Source organism: bacterium (assembly GCA_023145965.1).
GTDB lineage: Bacteria > UBP14 > UBA6098 > UBA6098 > UBA6098 > UBA6098.
Map to the genome: position 1 here is coordinate 1 of JAGLDC010000025.1, position 7,072 is coordinate 7,072.

Genomic DNA, 7,072 nt, shown 5'->3' on the forward strand with positions numbered 1-7,072 from the left:
GTGGAGATTGTATCGAAGATGGATTATCTTTCGCGGTTCGTTGAACTTACACTACCGGGTAGCAATGAGGAACAAGTGGCTGAAAAGCCTACTGAAGAAGTCGCTGGGGCCTGGACGCTTCAATTTGGTGCCTTCGAGATGGAAACTCTCGCGCAGCAGATGGCTATAAAAGTCCGAAAAGAGGGTTTTCGCGTATGGATAGTTCCCAAAGCGAATGATGAAACGACTATGTTTTATATTTTCGGCGGGGAATTTGCTACGAAAGGGGAAGCAGCGGCGCAAGCCGATGCTCTTGCGCGCGAATTTGAATGTAGGGTAGTTGAAATGCCCGAATAGGATTTAATTGAGGATATCTATGAAAAAAATTCTTTTATGCGCCTTAGCTTTAGTTATCACCTCTTTTGCAGTTTACGATAATGCAGGGACTTCAGGGATGACATTTTTAAAAATTGATTTTTCGCCTAAGGCTTCAGCCCTAGGAGGCGCATGTGTAGGCTATTCAGAGGGTCCGAATGGTCTTCTTTCAAATCCTGCTGCAATGAATTTTTCAAAGGACCTTTCTGTAAGCACTGGTTTCGGAAGCTTATATGCGGGAATAACAACGGGACATCTGATGGCGCAAAAGGGTTTTGCCTTTGGAAAACTTGGCATCGCACTGAAATACTTGAGTTACGGCACGATGGATAAAACCGACGATTATGGGAATATTATCGGTGATTTTTCCAGCACAGATATGGCTTTAGCGCTATTATTTAGTAGAGAAATATTAGATAACCTCTCCTTTGGTATAGCGCCTTTTGTTGCAAGCAGTTCTATCGACACCTTCTCCGCTTTGGCTGTTGCTGTCGATTTCGGGACGCAATATAAATTCGATAGGGGGAGAGGGCATTTAGGTTTGACAGTAAAAAACCTCGGAACGCAAGTCTCTAGCTATTCCGAGGTTAAAGATACTCTTGCTACAGGTGTTCTATTGGGAGCGAGTTATCGTCTGAAAGGGTTACCTCTTTATGCTCTGGCTCAAGGTGATTATTATCGCGATTCTGGTTTTTCGGGTGGTTTTGGTATTGAACTAATACAACTAAAACCTCTCTATATTCGTGCGGGTTATCGAATTCGCCCCAAGGTATCTGGTGATTTGGCGGATGGCGAAGACCTCAATGGCATCACGGCTGGATTCGGGATTATTTATAAGGGAATATATGCCGATTATTCCTTCCAGCACTTTGGTGTTCTCGGATTTACTCATAGATTTGGCTTTGCCTACGATGGTTTTGCATCAAAGTAGTTCAGAACACTATTGTTAATGAAAAATTATTAACTTTGAATATATCATGGCCAATTTAAACCGGAAAATTTATATCGACGAAAGGCTTTGCACAAATTGTGGTGCATGCGTTGACTCATGTCTGTTTGGCGCATTATCGCTAGATAACGAGAAAGCTATTATAGACTACAATAGCTGCACGCTGTGTGGTGCTTGTGTCGATGAATGCCCCGTTTCAGCGATAATAAAACAAGATACAGAAATCGAGGATATTACTGGCGATTTTAACGATTACGCCGGTGTTATGATATGGGGTGAGGTCGAGGCGCACGGAGATTTATCTCCTGTTTCGCTTGAACTTCTCAATATAGCGCGACAACTGGCCGATAGAAAAAAAGTGCAACTTTCTATAACGATATTGGGAAATGGTGTTGCCAATCTAGCAGAATATGCTATTAAACACGGTGCTGATAGGGTTTTTATAGTCGATTCGACTGAGTTTAGCGATTTTCTCGAAGAAAGATATATCGACGCTATTGCATATATAGTAAACAAATATAAGCCAGAAATTTTCCTTGGTGGTTCAACACTTTCGGGAAGGCGACTCTTACCTCGCTTAGCAGTTCGGTTAAAAACCGGTCTCACTGCCGATTGCACCGATCTTAATATCGATCCAGATACAGGCATTTTGCTTCAAACTAGGCCTGCTTTTGGAGGGAATATCATGGCGACTATCGCTTGCCCTAACTATCGTCCCCAGATGGCTACAGTTCGGCATAAGGTTTTCACCGAGGCTTTAAGCGACGATTCCCGAAGCGGTGACATCATTAAGATAGAGATTGAAGAAATCAAGATAGCTCGAGTTGCTAAAGCTCTTCTGAAGCGGATAGATGAATCTACTGAAGAGGAAATCCCCGTGACCGATGCCGATATTATAGTCGCAGGGGGTAGAGGAGTGGGTGGTCAAGAAGGTTTCAATGTTTTAAGGGAACTTGCCGCTATATTTGGTGGGACTATCGCTGCAAGTAGAGCCGCTGTCGATTCCGGATGGGTTCCATATCATAGACAAGTCGGCCAAACCGGCAGGACTGTTGCTCCGAAGCTATATATCGCCTGTGGAATCAGTGGTGCTATTCAACATAAGGTTGGCATGCAGACCTCGAATTATATTGTAGCGATAAACAAAGACAAATCGGCGCCTATATTCGATATCGCAGATATAGGCATAGTTGGTGATCTTTTTGATGTTGTGCCTGCGTTAGTAAAGGAATTACAGGCAAAATAATTGGTTTAAAGGGAGCTTATGAGGAAGAAGAGTCTTAAAAAATCATTGGGCCTTCTGGATGTTTTCGCTATATCCTCTGGAGCGATGATCAGTTCGGGTTTCTTTCTTCTTCCTGGAATAGCTGCCTCAAAATCCGGGCCTGCTGTAATAATCGCCTATGTTCTCGCAGGCTTCATGATACTTCCTGCGCTGTTTTCAATTGCAGAACTTTCCACTGCTATGCCACGTTCAGGAGGAACATATTTCTTTATTAGCCGGAGTCTCGGCCCGATGTTTGGGACGATAGACGGTATTGGTGTTTGGCTGGCTTTAGTCCTGAAATGTAGTATAGCTTTGATCGGACTCGGTGTATATTTTTCCGTAATCTCCAACATAGATCCAATTCTCTTAGCCGTTGTTTTCGCGCTAATTTTTACTGGAGTTAACCTCATAGGTACAAAGGAGGTTGGGTGGCTGCAAATAGGTATGGTTATGATCCTTCTAGTAATCCTGGCGTTTTTTATTGGAAAGGGTCTTCCGGTGGTTGAAAGCCATCGTTTTAAGCCTTTTGCACCATTTGGTTGGGGATCGATTCTCCCTACGGTGGGGTTTGTATTCGTCAGTTTTATAGGATTGACTAAAGTCGCCAGCGTTTCAGAAGAAGTAAAGAATCCTGCAAGGAATCTACCTCTTGGTATGCTTTTATCTCTTGTTGTTGTCACTGCGATTTATGCTATCGGAGTTTATGTTGTGGTTGGGGTTCTACCAAAGGAGGAACTTTATGGAAGCCTAACTCCTATCACCGACACTGCAGCTATTTTCCTTGGACGAGCAGGCGTGATCTCTATTTCAATAGCTGCAATTCTTGCATTTGCAACGACTGGTAATGCCGGGTTATTATCAGCAAGTCGATATTTACTAGCCATGGGACGGGACAGGGCTATTCCGCATGTATTCTCTCGCTTTTCAAAAAGGAAAACTCCCAAAAACGCAATTCTTCTAACTTCGGGGATAATTATTATTATTATTCTGGCTGTCGATGTAGAATCCATTGCTAAGCTAGCAAGCACTTTCCAAATCATCGTGTTCGCAATTATCAATGTAGCTGTTTTGGTTATGCGCGAAAGCGGCCTTAAGAGCTACGATCCCGGTTTTAAAAGCCCATTTTATCCTTATATGCAAATAGCCGGTATCATTGTTGCAGTTGTTCTTATTCCCGAAATGGGTCTAATGTCCACAATGTTCACTCTTATATTGATCGGATTAGGTATTGTTTGGTATAATTTATATGTGCGCCATAGGGTTAGCGGGGTTCCTGCTGTGGCGAAGGTTGCAGAACGCGTTGCTGAACGACTTCTTGCTCAGGATGCCCATGCTCTCGGACTCGATAAGGAACTTCGTCAGTTACTCAAGGAGAAAGGTTTACGGCGCGATGATCCTTTTGCTGAGATGGTTAATAGTGCCGAATTTCTGGAAGTCCGTTCTAAAAGCAAAGTGGAGGACCTTCTGCACCACGCTTCGCTTTTACTTAGTAAAAAAAGTGGTATTTCTTCGGACTTGATACTCGGAGCGTTATTAGAAAGAAGCCATCTTGGCGAGACACCTGCTGAAGCTGGAGTTGCACTGCCTCATCTTCTTTTAGATGAAGTTGAGGATTTTAATCTTGTATTTGCTCGCAGCGTTACCGGTATTGATTTTCCGATGGCAGACCAAACAATTCATGCCATATTTATTTTACTTGGAAATAGAAAGAAACCAACACAACACCTCCGCTTTTTAGCCGAGATAGCTAGGCGTGCAGAGGATCCTGAATTCATAGATAAATGGATTCAAGCAGATAATAAGGATGATCTAGTCCAATTGCTTCTGATGGAAGAATAATTTTTACTTCTGATGATAGCTGGCTATCGAAAATAACCTACACCTTAAAAGCGCGGCTTATAATGCAATAAAACAGAGCCTTATTCAGCGGGTAACTCGTTATTTTTATTCAATTTATATGAAGCATTCCCTTTCCACCTAAGAGCGATTGCGGTCCATCTAGCAGCCAATTCTTTTTCTCCAATACTATCGTAATATTCTGCTAAAAGGACTGAAGCCGATCCCGCTATTTGAGCCTCATTGAGCGCTGCGGAAACCCTAAAAGTGTATAGAAGGCCATCGATAGCCTCCTCTGGGGAATCCGATTTTAAGTATTCTTTAGCTGTCTCAAAGTGTTTATTCATCATAACATAGATTTGGTCAATTAAAGCTTTGCTTTTACCAATTGCAATCCTCAGATGTGTAGGCAATTCTTTTTCACCATAATCTATACCGATTTTGAAAACATCGGAGAGAAATCCGAGTGCACTATCAGGTCTATCGTAGATATTTACTGAGGCATTTAATAGCAGTGCCGACGTTAACGGAAAAAGATCGCCTCGGTTCTCACGGAGGCTATCTGCCCATGCAAGGTATTCCGCTCCAACAATTTTTGCAGTGAATAAATCCTCAGCATTTTCCTCTAAATAGGAATCTAATAAACCGAGAGTCAAGCGCTCGTAGCCCTGCGAACGATAGACATCATTTTTGCGCTCGAAGCCATAGTCTATCATCCAACGATAGAGTTGAGTTTGGCATTCAAGATTATTGCAAGCGTTTGCGGCATAATCAATATGAGAGAGGGCATTTGCGATTTGGCCGTTTCTAAGTGATTCGGCGGAAGCATCTCTATGGAATAAGACTTCCTTACTAACACTTCTGCATGAGAGAAATAATACAGAAATAAAAATAGTAAAAATCAACAATGAAAGATGCATTTTTTTTATCATATTAAAACCTCCAAGTTATTGCTATTCCTGAACTAGTAGCCTCTAATGAAATATTCTCAAGTTTACCAGAATGGTTTTCCTGTAATATAAATGTCCCAACAGCTACAGCGCCACCCAAAAAAGCCCCGGTTACAACATCGGAAGTGCGGTGGTGGCGCTTATCGACTCGCGAGCAAGCCACGGCTGTGGCTCCAGCTATTAGGCTCGCTGTAGTGGTTGTTTTAGCCAGAGTCCAACTCATATTATTATCTCCAACATGTTTCCATAGATATAACGCTGAGTAGGTAGCGTTACAGAATGCGAAACTTGAATGCCCACTTGGGAAACTATCTCTAGTATGGCGCTCAGAATAATCACTATTGATACGGGCATCCGCATCAGGACGGGAAATACCGAATAAATCCTTTGAGAATCCTGTTAACATCGAGGTTGCTGCGGTTGCCGCCACAAATCCTTTGATATGGTTATATTTTATTAAAAGGGCATTATCCCGTTCAAGTTGTTTGACTGGAGCTAAAAAAACAAGCCCCGTAATCGCTGAAGTTGATAAATAAAAAATCCCGGGTGAAATCTCAGTTTTTGCAAGAGGAGAATTTGTGCTAACATCGAATATTGGTTCATTAAAAAAAGGTTTTGTTTGCGAAAATGCATAAGTGCCAGCCCCCATAAAACCTATGAATCCCCAGTGTATAGCCTCTTGATAAAAATCTAGTGCGAAAGAAGAGAAGGAAAGCACTAGTATTATTAGTATGGTGTGAAATTTCATTATAGCCACAATCGATGTATAATAGTTTTTAGGTCGTTACCATCGATTAGCTCGATGGGGGCATTTTTAGCTTGTTCGATAGCATTTTTTGTAAATTTGCTTGTTGTAATAAGAACGGAGCTATCAGCACTACACTTATGCATCGCACCGAGTAGTTGTTGCACCCAACGATTACTCACCGAGTGATTTTGAGCATAACGCTTTGCCCCGATAATAATTGTCTCTTTTCCTTTTCGTGCAATAACATCTATTCCGTAATCTCCGCCCTTGGGTGTTAATTCTGTTTTATAGCCTTTATGACTGTAAATTTCGGCACAAAGCTGTTCAAACTCCTCAGATGTAGCCATATGTGGATTTCTGAGCTTTTTCCCAGAAAGAGGCCTCTTATTTCCGATTATTAATCGTAAGCCAACAATCCATATTATACCGACAATGATAAACGAAATTAGAAATGCCTCGACAGTTTTTACAGAGAATTCTTGCTTAATTAAAAAAGCAGTGGAGAAGAATAATATTAGAGCTAATAAAAGCCATAACCAAAATTTCAAGGATTTACTCATCGCGGGAAGGTAGATGCTTTTTGGGAGTGATTCTTTCCCCTGGGGTGAGGAAAGTCTTTACTGTGTAAATTGAATCGTTTTTATCAGAAGACCAGGATTCAAGTGTAATACCGATCACAACAGCTTTAAGTGGAAAGCCCTCTTCGAGGGGCATAGCTCTGCCTGTCGAGCCAGAGGTTACTAACCAAACGCCGGCTTCAAAAAACAATAAGGATTTATCGATTAGAACATCGACTTCCCCTCCGATCGCGATGCGCTTTTGCCCAAAAGAGTCTAACACGACAACACCAAATACATTGGGATCATATGGATTTCTGGCTCGAATAACCTTAATAGTATTCGATGGATCAAACGAAAGAACTTCTCCAACCTTTGCTATTTCTGGGATTTTTATATCTGTATAAACAG

At 41.9% G+C, this 7,072-nt stretch carries 8 protein-coding genes; 4 read left to right on the forward strand and 4 right to left on the reverse strand.

Features of this window, described 5'->3' with window-relative positions:
• The 4 genes from KAH81_02890 to KAH81_02905 form a co-directional block, all read left to right on the forward strand.
• A partial coding sequence (locus KAH81_02890) for an SPOR domain-containing protein (protein MCK5832594.1) occupies positions 1 to 336 on the forward strand: 336 nt, incomplete at its 5' end.
• Between the two features lie 19 nt (positions 337 to 355).
• A complete protein-coding gene (locus tag KAH81_02895) occupies positions 356 to 1,285 on the forward strand; it encodes a PorV/PorQ family protein (protein ID MCK5832595.1) in 930 nt (309 codons plus the stop codon).
• A 46-nt stretch (positions 1,286 to 1,331) separates the two neighbouring features.
• Complete coding sequence (locus KAH81_02900) at positions 1,332 to 2,549, forward strand: electron transfer flavoprotein subunit alpha (protein ID MCK5832596.1); 1,218 nt, start codon at positions 1,332 to 1,334, stop codon at positions 2,547 to 2,549.
• Between the two features lie 18 nt (positions 2,550 to 2,567).
• Entirely contained in the window at positions 2,568 to 4,409 is a 1,842-nt protein-coding gene (locus KAH81_02905) for an amino acid permease (protein ID MCK5832597.1), read from the forward strand.
• 80 nt (positions 4,410 to 4,489) lie between these two features.
• Here KAH81_02905 and KAH81_02910 read toward each other — a convergent pair whose 3' ends face one another.
• The 4 genes from KAH81_02910 to KAH81_02925 all read right to left on the reverse strand — a co-directional run.
• On the reverse strand, positions 4,490 to 5,338 hold the full coding sequence (locus KAH81_02910; protein ID MCK5832598.1) for a hypothetical protein: 849 nt from the start codon (positions 5,336 to 5,338) through the stop codon (positions 4,490 to 4,492).
• Position 5,339: 1 nt separating this feature from the next.
• Positions 5,340 to 6,104 (reverse strand): phosphatase PAP2 family protein, encoded by a 765-nt coding sequence (locus tag KAH81_02915; GenBank protein ID MCK5832599.1) that lies wholly within the window; start codon positions 6,102 to 6,104, stop codon positions 5,340 to 5,342.
• Positions 6,104 to 6,652: a restriction endonuclease gene (locus KAH81_02920; protein ID MCK5832600.1), complete on the reverse strand. Its 549-nt coding sequence runs from the start codon at positions 6,650 to 6,652 to the stop codon at positions 6,104 to 6,106. Before KAH81_02920 ends, KAH81_02915 begins: the two co-directional genes overlap by 1 nt.
• A 4-nt stretch (positions 6,653 to 6,656) precedes the next feature.
• The coding region (locus tag KAH81_02925) for a hypothetical protein (GenBank protein ID MCK5832601.1) at positions 6,657 to 7,072 on the reverse strand (416 nt) is incomplete at its 5' end.

What these genes read in the sequence shown, in the direction of transcription:
- KAH81_02895 (MCK5832595.1), top strand. Translation starts at nt 356, where the DNA reads ATGAAAAAAATTCTTTTATGCGCCTTAGCTTTAGTTATCACCTCTTTT.
- KAH81_02900 (MCK5832596.1), top strand. Translation starts at nt 1,332, where the DNA reads ATGGCCAATTTAAACCGGAAAATTTATATCGACGAAAGGCTTTGCACA.
- KAH81_02905 (MCK5832597.1), top strand. Translation starts at nt 2,568, where the DNA reads ATGAGGAAGAAGAGTCTTAAAAAATCATTGGGCCTTCTGGATGTTTTC.
- KAH81_02910 (MCK5832598.1), bottom strand. Translation starts at nt 5,338, where the DNA reads ATGATAAAAAAAATGCATCTTTCATTGTTGATTTTTACTATTTTTATT.
- KAH81_02915 (MCK5832599.1), bottom strand. Translation starts at nt 6,104, where the DNA reads ATGAAATTTCACACCATACTAATAATACTAGTGCTTTCCTTCTCTTCT.